Annotated in this window: 12 protein-coding genes; 3 read left to right on the top strand and 9 right to left on the bottom strand. The window is 35.8% G+C overall.

Annotated elements, in window-relative coordinates; genetic code table 11:
* Positions 1-240: 240 nt before the first annotated feature.
* The gene (locus tag IEW44_RS09600) at positions 241-1149 is read right to left on the bottom strand and encodes a DMT family transporter (protein WP_188614828.1); all 909 of its coding nucleotides are present in this window, start codon (positions 1147-1149) and stop codon (positions 241-243) included.
* Positions 1150-1274: 125 nt separating this feature from the next.
* Between IEW44_RS09600 and IEW44_RS09595 the strand changes: the two genes are divergently transcribed.
* Positions 1275-1958 (top strand): MgtC/SapB family protein, encoded by a 684-nt coding sequence (locus tag IEW44_RS09595; RefSeq protein WP_188614840.1) that lies wholly within the window; start codon positions 1275-1277, stop codon positions 1956-1958.
* Between the two features lie 52 nt (positions 1959-2010).
* Positions 2011-2811 (top strand): endo alpha-1,4 polygalactosaminidase, encoded by an 801-nt coding sequence (locus IEW44_RS09590; RefSeq protein ID WP_188614827.1) that lies wholly within the window; start codon positions 2011-2013, stop codon positions 2809-2811.
* Between the two features lie 102 nt (positions 2812-2913).
* Here the strand turns inward: IEW44_RS09590 and IEW44_RS09585 are convergent, their stop codons facing one another.
* From IEW44_RS09585 to IEW44_RS09555, 7 genes are all read right to left on the bottom strand, one after another.
* Positions 2914-4077 carry an iron-containing alcohol dehydrogenase gene (locus IEW44_RS09585; RefSeq protein ID WP_188614826.1) on the bottom strand — a complete coding sequence of 388 codons (1164 nt, stop codon included), beginning with the start codon at positions 4075-4077 and terminating at the stop codon, positions 2914-2916.
* A 50-nt stretch (positions 4078-4127) separates the two neighbouring features.
* Positions 4128-5189, bottom strand: coding sequence for a response regulator (locus tag IEW44_RS09580; RefSeq protein WP_188614825.1), 1062 nt, complete (start codon positions 5187-5189; stop codon positions 4128-4130).
* Positions 5186-8215, bottom strand: coding sequence for an ATP-binding response regulator (locus tag IEW44_RS09575; protein ID WP_229704214.1), 3030 nt, complete (start codon positions 8213-8215; stop codon positions 5186-5188). The genes IEW44_RS09580 and IEW44_RS09575 overlap by 4 nt, the downstream gene beginning before the upstream one ends.
* A gap of 173 nt (positions 8216-8388) precedes the next feature.
* Complete coding sequence (locus IEW44_RS09570) at positions 8389-13527, bottom strand: DUF8202 domain-containing protein (RefSeq protein WP_188614823.1); 5139 nt, start codon at positions 13525-13527, stop codon at positions 8389-8391.
* A gap of 499 nt (positions 13528-14026) precedes the next feature.
* Complete coding sequence (locus tag IEW44_RS09565) at positions 14027-15271, bottom strand: Glu/Leu/Phe/Val family dehydrogenase (protein ID WP_188614822.1); 1245 nt, start codon at positions 15269-15271, stop codon at positions 14027-14029.
* 172 nt (positions 15272-15443) lie between these two features.
* Positions 15444-15815, bottom strand: coding sequence for a S1 domain-containing post-transcriptional regulator GSP13 (gene yugI, locus IEW44_RS09560; RefSeq protein WP_188614821.1), 372 nt, complete (start codon positions 15813-15815; stop codon positions 15444-15446).
* 132 nt (positions 15816-15947) lie between these two features.
* Positions 15948-16121, bottom strand: coding sequence for a hypothetical protein (locus tag IEW44_RS09555; protein ID WP_188614820.1), 174 nt, complete (start codon positions 16119-16121; stop codon positions 15948-15950).
* 159 nt (positions 16122-16280) lie between these two features.
* Here IEW44_RS09555 and IEW44_RS09550 point away from each other — a divergent pair, with 159 nt between their 5' ends.
* A complete protein-coding gene (locus IEW44_RS09550) occupies positions 16281-17609 on the top strand; it encodes a sodium-dependent transporter (protein ID WP_188614819.1) in 1329 nt (442 codons plus the stop codon).
* 131 nt (positions 17610-17740) lie between these two features.
* Here the strand turns inward: IEW44_RS09550 and IEW44_RS09545 are convergent, their stop codons facing one another.
* Positions 17741-18001 (bottom strand): DUF1871 family protein, encoded by a 261-nt coding sequence (locus IEW44_RS09545; protein WP_188614818.1) that lies wholly within the window; start codon positions 17999-18001, stop codon positions 17741-17743.
* Positions 18002-18033: the final 32 nt, after the last annotated feature.

Genomic DNA, 18033 nt, shown 5'->3' with positions numbered 1-18033 from the left:
TCCATAATAGAGAGAGCGATTAAGCTCTGCTTTGCTGGCATCTTTTGATGTCCATTTGTTTCATTTCCATGAAACGTTTTATTGATTAACGTTTTGCTTGTTCAGTTTTCAAAGGTCATTGCGCTGTTTGTTTCAGCGACTTTTACATCATAACAACTTATTGAATTGTTGTCAACAAGTTATTTTAATTTATTTTTGTGTTGTTGTCTTGTTAAGGACAAGTAATAATATACCTCGTCCTTAACTTTTTTGCAACCCTTTTTTTATTTTTTTTATAAAAAACTTATCGTCTATAACGAATAAAGCGATTCCTAACAAGATGATGATGCCTCCAACAACTTGTGTAGTGAGTAGATTTTCATTGAAAATAACATAAGCTAAAGCTGCTGCACCAACTGGTTCAAATAAAATGGCTATAGATATTACGTTTGTACTTACGTATTTGATCGACCAGTTAAACAATGTATGTCCTAATAAATTAGGTATAATAGCTAATAGAATAAACCACATCCACTCATTAGAAGGATAGGGACCAAATGATTCTCCTTTAAGAAGCACATAGAAGAATAATGTAATTGTACTTACGGTGTATACTACCATTGTGTATGTAATCAACGATAAGCGTTTTCTTACATCTTGACCAAATAAAAAATAGATGGTTACTAATGCGCAGGCAATTAATGCTAAAATATCTCCATATAATGCTGTGCCACTTACTTTAAAATCTCCCCAACTAATTAACACACTACCGCCAATGGCTATCATACCTGATAAAATAGTTTTTAATGAGAGTGGTTCTTTAAAGAAAAAATAGGTTCCAACAAATGCGAATAAGGGCTGTAAAGTAACTAACACTGTAGAACTGGCTACTGACGTATAATTTAACGATTCAAACCACAAAATAAAGTGAAAAGCCAAAAATATACCGCCAATGCTTGAGAATAACCAGTCTTTTCTTGTTAAGTCTTTAATTTCATGCACATACTTCATTAAAAATAAAGGTAACATGATAAGCACTGAAAAGAACATGCGGTAAAAGGCTATAACGCCTGCTTCCGCAGAAGATAATTTTACAAAGATGGCTGACAGCGCCACGGAAACCACACCAATAAAAATAGGTATGTATGGATGGATTTTAGGTTTATCCATTTCGCATCTCCTTTCAACGTTTAATCATTTAATTGATTAAAGTACACTACTCACTTTATCATTATTTTATCTTTTTACAATAGATTTAGGAGGGGATTTTTTTGTACAGTCACTTAATTACAGAAATGCCTATAGAAGTAGCTTTAAAGCTTATTGTTGCGGCTACTTTAAGTTTGATTATTGGCTTTGAAAGAGAATTAAAGAGGAAACCCGTAGGCTTAAAAACGAGTTTAGTTATTGCAACGTTTAGTTGCTTGTTAACGATCATCTCTATCGAAACAGCCTATAACACGCCCGCTCGTCCCGATATTAATATTACAATGGACCCTCTACGTTTAGCTGCGCAAATTGTAAGTGGCATTGGCTTTTTAGGCGCTGGAGTGATATTACGTAAAGGGAATGACAGCATCACAGGGCTAACCACAGCTGCTATGATTTGGGGGGCGGCTGGCATTGGTATTGCTGTTGGGGCAGGATTTTATTGGCAAGCTGTGTTAGGTGTTATTATCGTTGTAGGTGGTATAGAACTTGTTACACCTTTCCTTATGAAAATTGGACCGAAACGCATGCGTCAAAGAGAAGTGATCATTCAAGTGACCATGCAAGATAGCGCTATGTTAACAAAGCTAATTCAGTACTTAGAAAGTGAACGTTTTACTATTCAACATATGCGCATTAGTGATAGAGACACTTATCACACGATTAGCTTGAAACTCTCCACTAATGAAAATAATACAACATTGCCTCTTTATAAAGCATTGCATGAGCTACCTTATATCGAAAATGTAGATATTGAATTTGTGATTTAATAACAGGATGCCAATTATAGTTATATTAAAGCTCTTGTAAGAAGGTGAATTTATGAAATATATATTCCTTATTTTTAGTCTCTTCCTATTGAATGGCTGTTCGCCAACTAATAGTGACTTACAATTCAAATATTATTTAGATCGTGGTAATGATGCTATTGCAGATAAAATGGCTGAGTTAGATGTTGTCATTATTGAACCGCTTGAGATGGAACAAAAATATATTGACCATGCACAGCAAGCCGGCACGATTATATTGGGCTATGTTAATGCTATGGAGGCAGATCGTTGGAATTTACGATTGTATAAACAACTAGAGCCTAATGATTTTTACTATCAGAAAAATGGCGAGCGCCTGTACTTTAAAGAGTGGGATTCTTACGAAACCGATATTACCTCTGCTCATTACCAAGACCTTTTATTGAAAGAAATCGAAGAACAAATCACTAGTCGTGGTTTGGATGGTGTATTTTTTGATACGGTGGGTAATATTGAGTCCTTCTTGCCAAAAGATGAACAACAAGCACAGCAGGAGGCGATTACACAACTTATGAAGCGGGTTAAATTTGCCTACCCTAACTTGAAAATTGCACAAAATTGGGGCTTTGAGACATTGCGCGATTATACAGCACCTTATGTTGATTACGTTTTATGGGAAAACTTCTCTGCTTCTATTATTAATGATAAGTGGTCAAAAGAGATGATACATGCTTTAGAAGAAGTGCGACAAAAACATGGTACACAAGTATTAACCATCTCTTTTAAAGATGAGGAGGAAAGTGCAGCTATTGCTAAACAACATCAATTTGCGCATTATTATCACCCCTTCGGTTCCTATTACAATGAATGGTAAATCGTTTATCATCAGCCTCAATGAAATAATAAAAAAGTGGTCAAGGTACACTTCATCCTTTGACCACTTTTTCTATTTTATACAGATTAACGCCTTGGCATCTTACTGTGCATTTACTAAAATTTGTTTAACATCTTCAGCTTCTAATAATTTAAAATTGCCTAATGTTTCTTCTGCCATAGCATGCGCTACAATGTAATCAAATTGACGATCATCAATATTATAATCATTCAACTTACTAGGTGCACCTAATGATTGCCAAAAGGCTGATAAACGGTCTATCCCTTCGTAAGCGACTTCCTCTACCGACTTCCCTTCACGAGTGACACCAAATACACGTTCAGCTAAACCTGCAAAACGCTCTGGTTGTTGCGGTACGGCTTGACGCATCCAGTGTGGTTGTAAAATAGCTAAGCCACCTGCATGCGGAATATCGTATACGGCTGAAACAGCGTGCTCAATATCATGGGTTGCCCAGTCTCCTTGCGATCCCATAGCTAAAAACCCATTCAATCCAATTGTGCCGGCTAATAAAATCGTTTCTCGTAATTGTACATTGTGTAAATCATCAACAAGTGCTGGTGCGGTTTGGATAATCGTTTGCAATACACCTTCTGCCATGGCATCTGTAATTAAAGTATTGGATGCGTTATGGAAATATTGCTCTAAAATATGCGACATCATATCTACAATGCCATAGACAGTATGGTCACGTGGCACAGAAGTTGTAAATGCTGGATTTAAAAATGATACTTTAGGAAACGTAACAGCACTTCCCCAACTACGTTTCTCATTTGTTTCACCATTGGTAATTACAGAACCTGCATTCATCTCTGAACCCGTTGCAGCAATGGTCAATACTGTACCGAATGGCAGTGCCTCTTTTACACGTACTTTGCGTAACACAATATCCCACGCATCACCTTCATAATACACACCCGCAGCAATCAATTTAGCACAATCGATAACGGAGCCGCCCCCAACCGCTAAAATAAAATCGATGTTTTCTTGTTGGCAAAGTGCAATGCCCTTTTTAGCTGTCGCTAATCTAGGATTAGGCTCTACATTAGCCAGTTCAAAAATTGCCTTATTTGCCTCTTGTAACTTGGCTATTACCGCTTCATACACGCCATTTTGCTTAATGCTACCACCACCATAAACAACTAACACGCGATCGCCATATGCGCTCAGCTCTCTCGGTAGTTTATCTAATGCATTCTCGCCAAACACTAGTTTCACTGGATTATAAAATGTAAATGGATTCATTTATGTTACGCCTCCTTTTTTTACATCGTCTCATATTTAAATTCATTACGTCAAAAATGAGTGATTGTCTCAAGCAAAGATACAGGAAGTTGTTGGCCAATCTCTTGCAACTTCTCATCATATTGTTGGAAAATTTGATAGGCTTGTTTGCGGTTATTTTGCGTGAGCAATACCTTAATAAGCCCTTCAATATAAGTGATATTGTAACCATCTAGCTCCAGCAACTTTTGCAAACAAATAACGGCTGTTGTCCCACTGTATAAAGAATATTGTTGTAATATTACATCTGTGACTTGCTGACGCAAATGTATACGTTCATTCACTGCCCAATCGTAATCCTCATCCATTAAAAAATCACCATGATAATACTTTAATAGCGCAAGTATATCTTTCTCTGTCCATGTTTCTTTGGCTAATCGTTGCTTTACCTGTTGACAATCACTCGCTACATTCATTTGTAACACGTAATGATTATTAATATGTAAAACATCGCCTATTAACTCATATTCGATTATCATTTTACGCAATTGATAGACGGTAGTATGTAAATTACTCATCGCCTTATCCCTACCTAAATGGGGCCATAGCTGTTCAGCAATGACGCTATTCAGCATAGGGCGTTCTGCATACCATAAGTAATAAAATAATTCTTTCACCTTTCTTGTTCGCCACTTCACTAACACTTGCTGATGCGTTAGTACATACGTGCTGCCTAATGTGTGAACGCTACACATGACAGAGTTGGTTGCCTGTTCTTTTACTTTTCTTAGCGCTAATAATAAGCGTTCTTTACGAATTGGTTTTAATAAATAATCAATTGCCTCTAGTTCAAAAGCATCCACTGCATATTGATCGTGGGCTGTAACAAAAATAATTTGTATGTTGGGATAAACTGCCTTCAATTGTCTTGCTAAGTCAATGCCATTACCATTATAAACTCTAATATCAAGAAGTATTACATCCGCTTGATGTAATGCCTCATAACGCCACACATCGGAAATACGATTAAAGACTCGGTCAATCATAATATGCGGTTCACTTTGCAAATGATTGATTAACACTTCAATCGCTGTAGATTCATCATCAACAATAATTAATCGTATCGTAATCACTCTCTCATCATCGTAATCGTTATTATAGTGCCTTCATTAATGGCACTATCAATTTGCACAGCTGTTTTCTTTAATAATTTAAATTTCTTAATCGAGCTTGCAAAGCCTAAGCCTTTATCTTCTAGTAATAAAAGCTTGTCTACCTGTTCCGCTGTCATTCCAATCCCATCGTCTTTTACTTGCACTATGATTTGTTTATTTTGCTGCTGTATAGTTACACATACTGAACCACCATTCTCATTTTTAGAAATACCATGAAAAACCGCATTTTCCACTAATGGTTGTAGAGATAACGCAGGGATTGAAAAATCGAGTGTATCATCGATATCGTACTGCACTTGTAATTGCTCACCAAAACGTAATTTTTCAATATATAAGTACGCTTTAACTAAGTCTATCTCATCATGAATATTGACCATGTTACCAAAATAATGCACATTTAATTTTGCTCTAAAATAGGTAGCTAAACAATACAAAGCTTCTCTTGTATCTTCCATATTAGAATAACTTAAACCAATGATCGTATTTAATGTGTTGTAAATAAAATGAGGTGTGATTTGTGAATACAAATACTTCATTTCAATGTCAATAGCTTCCATTGATGACTGACGCACAGCTAATAATGAATCTATCCGAATCAATAACTCCTCCATATCAATGGGCTTTTGTAAATATGTGTTAGCCCCATTTTGAAGAGATGAAACTAATTCCTTATGATGCATAATAGCTGTTAACACAATAATCGGTAATTCTAACATATCGTATTGCTGTCGCACATTAGTACAAATATCATGCCCTGACATATCATGAAGCATTAAATCCACTAACATGCAATCCACTCGGTTACCATGAATGTAGGCTATGGCATCCTTGCCATTATCAAAGGCGACAATACTATAGGGCTTAGTTTGTAAGTAATCAATTAATACTTTTAAATTGGTATGATTGTCATCTACAATGACGAGTACAGGATCATCTGTAACTTTTATATAAGGAATCACTATATGCTGTTCACTCACATGTTTAATAACAGGTGTATTTTGCTCATGCCTAATAGGATTCTCTGTGATTGGAATAGAAAAAGAAAACGTACTCCCTATACCCACTTCACTCTTCACCTTAATCGTGCCACCAAGTGCCTCTACAATATTTTTAGCAATGCTTAAGCCAATACCTAATCCTTGCTGCTTATCATGGTCTGCAATTTGATAGAACGAATCAAAGATTTTTGTTAAATGATTATGGTCTATACCTACACCTGTATCGTGCACATGTATCCAAAATACTTGTTCACCTCGTTCAACAACAACATCAATAGCCCCTTCTCTTGTATGTTTTAATGCATTATTTAACAAATTATAAAGCGCTTGTTTAAAACGAGCCGCATCTGTATAAACAAGTGTTTCTGCAAAGTCATTTTTACAATAAATCGGCACATGATTCATCTCTTGTATCGCCTTTACTTCGTTAATGACCTCATTCACAATGGCTAATGATGTATTTTGCTTATTCACACGTAACTCCCCCACCATATGATGAGAAGCAAACAATAAATCCTCTACCAAGTAATTTAATCGTTGAGCTACGGTATGTATTAATATCACTTGTTCTTGCTGACCTCGTTTAAGAGGGCCTTTCTCTCCTTCCATTAACGCCCTCGCCAAGTGAATCACACCATTTAATGGCGTGCGCAACTCATGGGATGTTTTTACTAGAAACTCATCTTTCATTTTATTATTTGCGAGTAATTCTTCTGATAATGCAGCTATCTTTTTATACGCTTGATTCGCATGATAATTTAATAAAGAAGCAAAACTAATCAACACGCAAATAAACATAACCGCTTTCGTACCATCAATTGGCATGGTCGTAAAGAGATTGATAATTAAGAAAACAGAATAAATGCCTATACTAATAATAACAAGTAAAATTTGATAAAAACCTGGTGCTTTTCTTTTAACAATGCGACATAATGCCATACTATTATAAATAATAGCTGGTATAACCAATAAAATGTAAAGCAACTTTTTTAATTGTAAGCTCATCATATTGCCTAATAATTGATTTTGTGTGATAGGATGATAAACGGTGTACATAAAGCAGACTATCATTAACAATGTCACTACAATAAACGTCCATTTTTTAGAAAGATAGGTTGGGTACATATAATAAAAAAACATTGTAATACCTATCAAAATAATAGGAATCAAACCTAATTGAAGTCGCAACTGCCATAATATTGGCCAATCGGTAAAAATAGAGAAAAATATTTTTTGATCAATCGTCGCACTATGTAGTCCTAAGGCAATCGCAAAGATGCTAAAATATAGCTCCTCTTTACGTGTTCTCGTTTGTAAAAATTTAATCAGATAAATTAAACCAAACATCATATAACCAACACTAACAATAACATCACCTAAAACTTTAACCCGAAACTCTTTACGAATGACATCAGCTAATCCAAAATCTACCGCATGAATTAAACCCGATTGTATATAATTTAAGTTCGTAACCTGGATCAACAACTCGATTTTCTTATTGTGACTAGGCGCATAAATCGTGTAACGATCCTCATTTTCCGCTTTAAAATCGTCGTAATGTAACGTTGTCTTACCATAGCCACCTACATCAATATTGTTAACAAAGACGCGATTTGCTTGTCTAATCTCACGCATATACATCCCATATTGCGCGTCACTAGGTACATGAATAGTTAAATGGTATGTACCTGCTACGACTTCTTCATCTATTGGTGGGAGTATGTCATTTAAATTATGAGGCGCTGTAACAAGTGTTCTTTGTGCAATCAAATGTGGTAACTCCTCTGTAGAGGTCAATAAATGGTTAGGATAGAACGCCCACTCGCCTTGTAATTTTATACTTTCGTTTGCTGTTAACTGTACGTCCGATAAAGTTAGGACGCCATTTTCAGCTAACTTTATCTTTTTTTTATCGAAATAAGCGGAATTACTTACATAAAATACAGCAAGATAGCTTATAACAATTAGTAAAATAATAGCCGTCACTTTCTTCAAACCTACGCCCTCCCATTCTTGTTTATTATTTTACGTATTGTTATCAAACATTTTCTGAACATATTTGAAATAGTTACATTAGGATAAAAAAGTATTACTGGAGAATATCTTTTCCAGTAATACTTTGTTGTTTATTTATGTTGAGATAACATAGACTACTTGTATTAGTGAACAGGCTTTTCTTTATGATCCGAGTCAATATAATAATAATGCGTACTCGCCGCTTCTTCTACCTCTTCAAAAGCCCAATGTTCTATTGGCATATCAGGGAAGGTTGCGATTTTGATACCATATAGTGGACCTCGCTCAAACATGCGGTTCATCATCTTCACAGCTTGTGCACGTGTGATATTGCCTTGTGGTCTAAATGTGCCATCTGTAAACCCTGTGATAATACCTGCCTCACGATTAGCTTCAATTATCCACTTCGCCCAGTGCTGTGATGTATCTGTAAAATATAAATCCCCTGATTCTTTAATCGTTAATTTTTTATAATTGGCTACTACTTTGGCAAGTTGCGCACGTGTCATTGGTGACTGTGGATGGAACTCACCTGTAATATCACCGTTCATAATGCCACGCTCTTTAACAAAAGCAATAGCACTCGCTGCATGATAATCTGTAGCTACATCAATGAATGGAGATTGCTCAACAGGCATTTCAGCATACTGTAAATTACGAGCAATCATTAATGCGACTTGTGCACGTGTCACATTAGCTTCTGGCTTAAACTTGCCATCTGTAAACCCTTTAATATACCACTCATGTTGGCCTACCTGTGGCTTTTTATATTGGAACAATGCAATCGTACTTGCACCATCTGTCTCAAATTGTAAAGCATAGGTGCCATCTGTTTGTTGCACTACTTTTGGATAAATTATTTGTGTTTCACCATTCGCTTTTTGCATATAGATAGCGACACTTGACACATACGCTTTTATATCGCCATCTTTAGGTAAATTTGTTGTCTTTAATGGCAATGTCACTACCACTGAACCATTATGATTAGTATCAATCTTTAATGGCTCACCTTGTAGCGTAATAAAATCACCTTGTAACGCCTGTACTGTTTTGTCATTATATAATTGGTCTTCCATAGCTACTTTTGCCGCTTCTTGTTTTATAGGCATCACATGTAAATAATAATCTGATGGTAATTGGCTTACTTCTTTTGCTGGTACATGTACATTGCCAGCCGAAGTCACAACCTCTAGCGTTAAGCCACTTGTCTTTAGCTCTGACAATCCGTCTTCTGTGAACGTCAATGTAAACTCACCTGCGTCTTTAGGTATAATAAATCGTGCTGTTGCTTGATTAGTACCACTATTATCTTTAAGCTCATTAATTACTTCTTGAGACAATTGTAAAGTATCGTGAATTTTACCATCTTGGTCTACTTCACGCTTCCCTTTGAGTTGATTGTTAGTGGTCTCATTACCTTCTTCAATTTCAACCGCTATTGTAATATCCTTACTTGTATCCGGTTTAGGCGTCGGTGGAATTATACTACCACCTCCTATTGAAACTTTAGTTAACTTATGTTGTGCATCTTGTAACTTAGCTAATGCTACGTCCACTTCAACTTGTGTAGCATTTGCATTAGCTAACACTACTTGTGCTTCATCAAGTGCCTTTTTATAGGCAGACCAACTTGATGTGGTATAGGTTGAAGCATTTAAGCCTTTGCCTTCTGTTACTTTATCTTGTAAAGCTACTTTATCTACGTCTGTAATAGTGAACTTCTTTGATGTTACAGCTTGTTGATTAGCCTTTTGAGCAGTCACTTCTATAATATACTCACCTATAGGTAAATCATTTGGCGGTGTATATATCCAGTTACCATCTGCATCTACTATAGCTTGCCCACCAGCACCTGTTAAAGTAACACCTTTATTATCTTTTAACACGACATTCACTGTTGAACCCTTTTCTACTGTTCCTTTTATTTCAGGTTTAATTTGTGTAGTTGTAGCGTGTGGTTGATTAATCGTTAATGCTTTTACAAATGTATTTTCAATTGTTTGTTCAAAGTCTTCCACAGTGGTGCCATTTGTTCCTTTAAGGTTACCTATGGATGCATCATATTTGATTTTTACAACATCTAATTTTGGGATATCATGAGGTAAAGTAATAATCATACGTGCTGGGTTATCAGCATCTACCTTAAACGAAGCATTGGTTAAATCAATTGCTTGTCCATCTGCTTCTGCTGTTAACCCTTTGCCATCTATTAATGCAATAGCTTGATCAAAAGTTAATGTAATTTGATTTTTGTCCACAACATAATCCATGTCTGTACCTTTTACTTGTGGTATTGGCATTGCTAATGTAAAGTACCAACCATCTTCCAATGTTGTCTTGGCTGTTAAGTAGGTTTCATTATTGATTGTCTTTTTATGCAAGAACAGCTCATTTTGTAACGTAAAATCTTCTGTATCACTAATTAGCAATGTAGCATTGTCATGTAATAAATCAGCAGGAAAAGCAATCTCTACTTCTTGTACAGCGTTTGTATTTTGTACTTTCCATATACGTTGTGCATGATTCTTGCTAGTAGTCTGTTGAATACTCTCTGTAAACAATAATGGCTTAGCATTGTCTCCCCATACTAAATATTGTTCATTATTTAATTCGCTAACATTTTGTGCATTCGTATCAGCTAATTGATCTTTACCAATCGCGACTTGTATACCAGCATTGATGCTTTGGCTTTGTTTTTGATATAACTTTTCTGCATCATCACGTGCAATGCCAGCAATATTTGCCGAATATTGTGCATTGGCTTGCCATACCGTATCGCCTGTTGTAGCTATATAATTGCTGTTGCCCTCGTTTAATGTGATACCATATTTGATTGCTAAATAGGTTTCAATTTTATTAGCTTCTGGTGCTGTTGTTTCGTCATATAAAATGACTTCTGCAACATTTGCACGTAGCCCTTTCCAGTTCGACCCGTTTGTCCCCCTAGTTGCTCCAATAATAGGTGTAAAGCTATAAGGTGAAAGTGTATAGTTTAACCGATTAATCGTTTGTTCTGTACCATCTACTTTTGCAAGTGGCGATGTTGGTGTAAAGTCATAACTCGCTAATTGATGTTGTTGTCGATTAGGCGTTCCATAATTATGCCACATTGAATTTGCTCCTGTACCAATTGAAAATCCGCTAGTTTCTCCTCCTAAAAATTGTGCACCATAATTGATTTGTTCTGTAGAACCTACTAACGCACCTGCATCACCTTGTTCTGGCCACTGATATACTGCATAACCTGATACAAATGTAATTTTTTGATCACCTATTACCTTGGCTGATGCATCATAATGATTGGCTTGAAGTGGATTATCAAATTGATAACTTGGATTAAAATTCACACCATTACTTTCATAAGTTGGCGCTTGTTTACTTTGTGGCACATCTAGAGTAAATGTATTATTCCCCGTTTGGTCTTCCCATCCGCTTAAAACACCATTATGATGACTAGCTCCCTCATTGGCTTTCAACCACATGACAGGATTAGTTGCAATACCACCTGGTTTATGATTTAAAGGTGCTGGCGCTATTGTCATATTATGTGCTATTTTCACACTTGTTTCACCATCTTTACTGAGTGCTGTTACTTCAAACACATAATTGCCATTTGCTAAATTACGAGGCACTTGGTATTCCCAGTTATCATCATTAACGATAGCTATCCCTCCAGCATTAGGTACAATATTACCTGAGCTGTCTTTAACTACAACAGTTACTGTAGATTCTTTTGCAACCTCTCCTTTTAACGTAGGTTTTTTAGTTGTTACTTTTGTAGTTGTTGGTTCAGTTATTTTTAAATTTGTGGCAAAACTATAAGGATAATCAAAGGTGAAATCTTCTACAGGCATTCCATTTGCCCCAATTAAATTGCCATTAACTTGATGATATTTTAGTGACAAGTCAGCTTGTGGCTCATCTTCTAACGTGATGATTAGCTGATTACCTTTAACATTATGACTTTTAGGGGTAATCGCTTGACCCCCTTCGGTTAAAGTGAAACCTGTGAAATCTGTTATTGAAATATCATCTGTAAATGTAAGAATAATATCCTTGCCATCTACTATGGTTTTATCTAAAGTTGCAGATGTGAACTTAGGTGGAATAGGCGTAAGAATGACTTTATCATCTTCAAATTTAACCATAGCAGCTGTCGTTTTATCTGAATAAAATACTTTGGCATCATCTTCACTCACTACATAACTATTATATCCTTTAGCTACATCCACAATAGGGGAAGCTTGTGTTGGCATAATATTGGCATATACTCCTACCTTTGCCCCTTCATCCATTTTTGCTATTAATGATAAATAAGCGGTATCTGTCGCAGATGTATTATTCAAATACACATTGCGCTGTTCATTGTTTGTATTTAGATTGTCATAAACATAAGCAGTGCCTCCAAATTCGAAACGTGCTTGAGCAGCTGTACCTCTCATAAAGACTGCCACATTACCAATGGTTTTATTATCTGCTAATTCTGTGCCATTTAAATTATTTTCTGCAATTTTTCCACCAGTCATTTTGAATGATGGGTTACCCGCCATACCTAACCCTATAATGACACCATTACTATTAGCTACAATGGTATTTTTAGTAACCAAACCATTGGTAATCTCTAAACGTCCCCCACTACCTGCACCTAAAACAGAAGATGGATTATCTTTTGTATAGGCATCAATCTTATTAGTTGTAATTAACGTTTGACCTGAAATTTTTGTAATTGTGCCTGCCCCATTAGTCGATATAACAGAAGTACCTGCTCCACTTTTAATATGGTGATTTAGTATATCGACATCAACAATTTCAGCTTTTGCACCTGATCGTATAAAAATGCCATGTCCTCTTGTAACAGCAACTTGATTACCATCCACTTTAATTTGCTGTAATATCACATTACTATTCAGAATATCGATTAAGTGTCCATCATTAAAATTTTCATGACGAATAATTGACTTTTCATTTTGAGATGTAAGCGTAACTTTTTTTGCGCCATTATTTATTACTAATGTTGTAGATAATTCAATATTACTTAATAATTCTATCGTTCCTTCTGTAATAGTTAAATTATCTTTTATAGCTTCCAGTGCTGCATCAATCGTTTTAAAAGGCGATTGCTTAGAGCCATCATTCGTATCCTCTCCATTGTTATCTACATAATAAGTAGCGCTTGTGTTATTGGCCTGTACGGGTAATGCAACTGCGATTTGACCTATGACTAACATAACAATCAACATTAATTTACTTATTTGTGCTAAGACTTGTGTTCTACTTTTCATCAGATTCCTCCTTAACATATCATTTGGTTCTCCTTTCTTTAGTAATACGCTTTATTTTATAGAGAACAAATGAGCAATTTCTCAACAAGAACTGAACAAGTATTGAACAATCCTATCTGATCCGCACAATTCTGTTATTCTTTTGAGATTTATATGTAATAGTGATAAAAAACTACTTTTTTCATCTTTATTATATTTTTTCACTTTAATGAATTGTTTAGTTTTTTTTAAGAAAAAATCGTTTATAATAGTAATTAGAAATAAAAGGGGGAATTGTATGCTTTATTTACCATTTATTATTGTAATCATTTATACCTGTTATGCTTTATTTAGGAAAAATGCCATGGTTAAAAAAGAGCGACATACAAAAAAGCACTTTTTAATTAATCGCTTACTGATTTTATTAAAGTCTAACCCAATTCATACATCATCAACATCCAAGTGACTTATACATAAAAAAGGACAATGCGAAGACTCGCATTGTCCTTTTGCTTTATATTTATACCCAGCCACGGAAGCGTGAAGCTTCTGCTGTACGACGAACACCAACCATATAAGCGGCTAATCGCATGTCAATACCACGCGTTGTTGCTGTTGAATAAACATTCTCAAACGCTTCTACCATTTTCTTTTCAAGACGTTCTTCTACTTCTTCTGCTGTCCAGTAATACCCTTGGTTATTTTGTACCCACTCAAAGTAAGATACTGTAACACCACCAGCTGAAGCTAATACGTCTGGTACTAATAAAATGCCACGTTCTGTTAAGATTTTTGTTGCTTCTGCAGTTGTTGGGCCATTCGCCGCTTCAACTACGATTGTTGCATTAATATTGTGTGCATTTTCTGCTGTAATTTGGTTTTCAATTGCAGCAGGCACTAAAATATCGCAATCTAACTCTAACAATTGTTGGTTAGTAATTGTATCTTCAAATAATGTTGTAACTGTACCAAAGCTATCACGACGGTCTAATAAATAATCAATGTCTAAACCATTTGGATCATGTAGTGCACCATAAGCATCTGAGATTGCGATTACTTTTGCACCTAAATCATGCATAAATTTAGCTAAGAAGCTACCTGCGTTACCAAAACCTTGAATAACAACACGTGCACCTTCAATAGCAATATCGCGTTTTTTCGCTGCTTCTTTAATTACGATTGTAACACCTTCAGCTGTAGCACGGTCACGGCCTTGCGAACCACCTAACACTAAAGGTTTACCTGTAATAAAGTTTGGTGAGTTAAATTCATCCATTAAGCTATATTCGTCCATCATCCATGCCATGATTTGTGCGTTTGTCATTACGTCTGGAGCTGGAATATCTTTAGTTGGCCCTACGATCTGACTTACTGCGCGTACATAGCCTCGGCTTAAACGCTCTAGCTCACCCATTGACATTTGACGAGGGTCACATACTACGCCACCCTTACCTCCGCCATATGGTAAATCGACGATACCACATTTCAATGTCATCCACATTGAAAGCGCTTTAACTTCATCTTCATAAACACCTGGATGGAAACGTACTCCGCCCTTAGTCGGACCTACTGCATCATTGTGTTGTGCTCGGAAACCTGTAAATACTTTAGTCGTGCCATCATCCATTTTTACTGGAATACGCACTTGCAGCATGCGAAGCGGCTCTTTTAATAGCTCGTACATCGCATCGTCATAACCTAACTTATTCAATGCTTCATGAATAACAGCTTGTGTTGACGTTAATACGTTTAAATTCTCAGACATAAAATCATTCGCCTCTTTTTTAATAATAGTATTGGTGTTTCGGCAACATTGTATCATAAAGTTTGGCGAATTTGTGGATTAATTCGCACTTTTTTTATTTTTTATTTTTAAACAAAAAAAGCTATCGTTCCAACGAAATATTCTCGCTTAAGATAGCTTTTTCAGAAAAACATTAATGCCCAGATTGTTGAATCCAGTCTTGCATTTTATCACGTAATGAGTTAAATCCATTGGCGTCCATTTCATCTACTTTCGCTTGTAATGATTTACGTGGTGTTTCTTTCCTGCGTTGTTGAGGGCGTTCTTGTAATGCACGAATGGATAAGCTAATTTTAGCTTCTCTTGCATCTACCTCAAGGATTTTCACTGTTACGGTATCTCCTACTGTTAAAAAGTCGGCTACATTTTTAACAAAACCGTACGTAATCTCTGAAATATGCACTAACCCTTGTGTAACATCATCTAAAGCGATAAATGCACCATAAGGCTGCACACCTGTCACTGTGCCAACTACAATGTCACCTACTTCATATTTTTTTGACATATCATGTTCCTACCTTCTATTGTTTACTACTTATATCATCATGAAAATTATAACATATAGTAGAAACTGACATCAAAAAATCACGCTATGCTAGCGATGTGATGTATAGATTTTATTATGGCATCAATGACTTCAAACTGTTCTCGCTGAAACAATAATGGCAATTAATAAAATAATACTACTCACTACTACGAGCCATGCTATTGGCTTCTGCCACTTCTTACGTTTAGGCATATGGCATGTTGATTGGTTTTTCTCATAGTTTGTGCAAATTGTCGTGTTAGCTTTCAGTGGTTGATTGCTCATCATCATCACCTTCTTATTTTATAGTATCTTTAAAGGAATTACGTAACTCACCCTTTTCTTAAGTATACTACGTATGCTTTTTGCTATTTGTTACAAGTTATCTTGTTTTCTCATGCAAAGAAAGCCATAATAAAGTATTACTTTGAGAGGAGTTTTACTTTGTCATCAAGAGATCAGTTTGCATCCAAGATTGGTTTTATTTTAGCTGCTGCTGGCAGTGCTATTGGACTTGGAGCGATATGGAAATTCCCCTATATGGCGGGCAATAATGGGGGAAGCGTTTTTATACTATTATTTATACTATGTATATTTTTTATTAGTTTACCTGTTTTAATTGCTGAATTTATGATTGGTCGTCGTGGACAAAAAGACGCGATTACCTCTTTTAAAGAACAAGCACCTGGAAAGCCATGGTACTTGATTGGCTATATGGGGATGATTATGGCTGCCCTTATTTTATCCTTTTATAGCGTGGTAGGTGGCTGGATTTTAAGTTATTTAGGTCGTGCTTTACTATTTATGTTATCCGCTGAGACAACTGCTTATGGCGATTTGTTTAATGCCATTATTCAAAATCCATTTGAAGCAGTATTGACACAAGGATTATTTATATTAATGACTATTTTAATCGTACAAGCCGGGATTAAGGGTGGCATTGAACGAGCAAGTAAAATTATGATGCCTGCTTTATTCTTGTTTTTCATTGTACTTGTTGTACGTTCATTAACACTAGATGGCGCTATTGAAGGTTTGCGCTTTATGTTTGTACCGAATTGGGATTATTTAAATGGTAAAACTATTTTGTTAGCCTTAGGTCAAGCATTCTTCACTTTAAGTGTTGGCGTGTCTGTTATGTTAACGTATGCATCTTATTTAGGTAAGAATGAAAATATTGGTGGCGCCGCGATTAATGTAGCTGTAATGAATATTATCATCTCTTTATTAGCAGGATTAGTCATTTTCCCTGCCGTCTTTGCATTAGGCTTTTCACCCGATCAAGGGCCTGGATTAGCCTTCGTGATTATTCCAGCAGTTTTTGAACAACTCCCAATGGGCGGATTTTTCTTAATATTATTTTTTATCTTATTACTTTTTGCTACAGTTACTTCTTCCATCTCCATGTTAGAAATTGTAGTATCTATAGCTATTGGTGATCGTAAAGCCAGTCGTATTCGCACAGCTTGGATTGGTGGTTTTATTATTTTCCTGATTGGTATTCCAAGTGCATTATCTTTCGGGGTTTGGTCACATATTACGATTTTAGGAAAATCGATTTTTGATGCAGTTGATTTCCTAACAAATAGTATTGGCATGCCTATTGGAGCATTTTTCATCGCATTATTTGCAGGTTATTATTACAGTACCCACATTTCAAAGCAAGAGCTTAGCACATCACCACCACTGTATTATTTATGGCTAGCACTCATCCGCTTTGTATCACCTGTTGCCATTGCTATTATTTTCATCACAGGTTTATTAGCTGCTTAACTCACGTGATTTAACATCGCAATCTCTCACTCAATTATTGTGTCATAAATGAGAAGTAAAATTATAAAAAGTGGTAAAGACAAACCGCACTTACTGCCTTTACCACTTTTTTCTTCTTGTTTATTGAGCGCTTAAATAATACATTTTGCTTCAAATTTTACAGCAATAAGTTTATATGCTAAGGTCACACAGTCTTCTAACGGCAACCATTGTTCAAATGAATATTCAAATACTTCTTGAATACGCTTTCCTAAGTCGCTAGGGTCATCCATTGCTTGTAATGCCGCTACAATATCTGCTGCCTCAGTATCATATTCTCCTTCACCTAATTGAAATGGATCCCACTGTTGTACAAGCTGTACTGCTGTACGATTCATCTTAATATTCTCCATGTTCTACTCACCTAGTATCTTATTTAATAATC

Source organism: Lysinibacillus alkalisoli (assembly GCF_014643595.1).
GTDB lineage: Bacteria > Bacillota > Bacilli > Bacillales_A > Planococcaceae > Metalysinibacillus > Metalysinibacillus alkalisoli.
This window is presented reverse-complemented; position numbering and strand designations above follow the sequence as displayed.